Annotated in this window: 2 protein-coding genes; one reads left to right on the top strand and one right to left on the bottom strand. The window is 29.8% G+C overall.

Features of this window, described 5'->3' with window-relative positions; genetic code table 11:
* Nucleotides 1-349, bottom strand: a 349-nt coding sequence (locus ACLR9T_RS14570; protein ID WP_413110169.1) for a GntR family transcriptional regulator, incomplete at its 3' end; no start/stop codon positions are given.
* A 169-nt stretch (nt 350-518) separates the two neighbouring features.
* Between ACLR9T_RS14570 and ACLR9T_RS14565 the strand changes: the two genes are divergently transcribed.
* On the top strand, nt 519-1,218 hold a 700-nt coding region (locus tag ACLR9T_RS14565; protein ID WP_413110168.1), incomplete at its 3' end, for a CHAP domain-containing protein.

Below are 1,218 nucleotides of genomic sequence, written 5' to 3'. Positions count from 1 at the left end.
GAGTTGTCATTAACTCTTTTTTTGAAATTCCATTTTGTTTTGCAAGAGTGCAAACATCAAGAAGTGTTTTTTCAATTCTACGACGATTTTCTTCTTGAATAAAATCTTTATTTTGGGTTGCAACAAATGCTCCTTTAGCAGGGATAACTACAATAAAGCCATCGTTTGATAATTCATCATAGGCTCTTTGAGTCGTAATAATACTAACATGAAGATCTTTTGCCAACTTGCGCATAGAAGGTAAAGGATCGTTTGGTTTTAATTTGCCTTGCATAATCAGTTCTTTGATTTGAATGACAATTTGTTCATAAATTGGTTTTGAACTTGAATTACTAAGTATAATTTCCATGAATATTCACCTCGTAACATAATATACTGTATAGATCTTACATATACAGTATAACGATATTTATCAATACTGTCAATATCTTATATATACAGTATTGATAAAATTATGAATGAATTAATAAAAGCATACTAAAGCTTAAAATTATAAATGAATAAGATAAATTAAGGAGGTGATTAAAATATCAAATGTAGAAACATTATTAAAATATGCAAGATCTTGGATTGGATTAAATGAAAAAGATGATTCATATAAACAAATTATCGATGTTTATAATAACCATTTTCCTCGAGCAAGAAGCTATAAAGTAAAATACAGTGATAACTGGTGTGCTGCTTTTGTTAGTGCTTGTGTAATTAAAGCCCATTTGACTAAATTTATTCCACTTGAATGTTCATGTGGTGAAATGATTGAACTAGCTAAACAGATGAAGATTTGGAATGAAGATAGTAAACGTAGTCCTAATGTTGGGGATATTATTATGTATGATTGGGATAATCAAGATGGTTGGCCAGAACATGTAGGAATTGTTGAAAGTGTCACAAATAATCAAATTACAGTTATTGAAGGTAATAAAAGTAATGCTGTAGGTCGTAGAGTTATTAATGTAGGAAATGCAAGTATTAGAGGTTATATCCAACCTAATTATGATGGAAGTATTTCAAATAATCAGCCATCAAAGCCAATAAGCAATGAAAAAGCTGTAAATTATAAAGTTAAGGTAAATACTAAAAGTGGTGTTAATTGTCGTAAAAAACCAAGTGTTGGCAGTGCTAAAATTACTGCTTATGCAAATGGTACCCAACTAACCATCACTAAAGAAAAAAATGGCTGGGGTTATGCTAATAACAATGGCTGGGTTGATTTAGAAT

It is taken from the genome of Thomasclavelia sp. (assembly GCF_047249845.1).
Lineage (GTDB): Bacteria > Bacillota_I > Bacilli_A > Erysipelotrichales > Coprobacillaceae > Thomasclavelia.
Note: the sequence above shows the minus strand (reverse complement) of the source record. Positions and strands in the feature narration are given on the sequence as shown.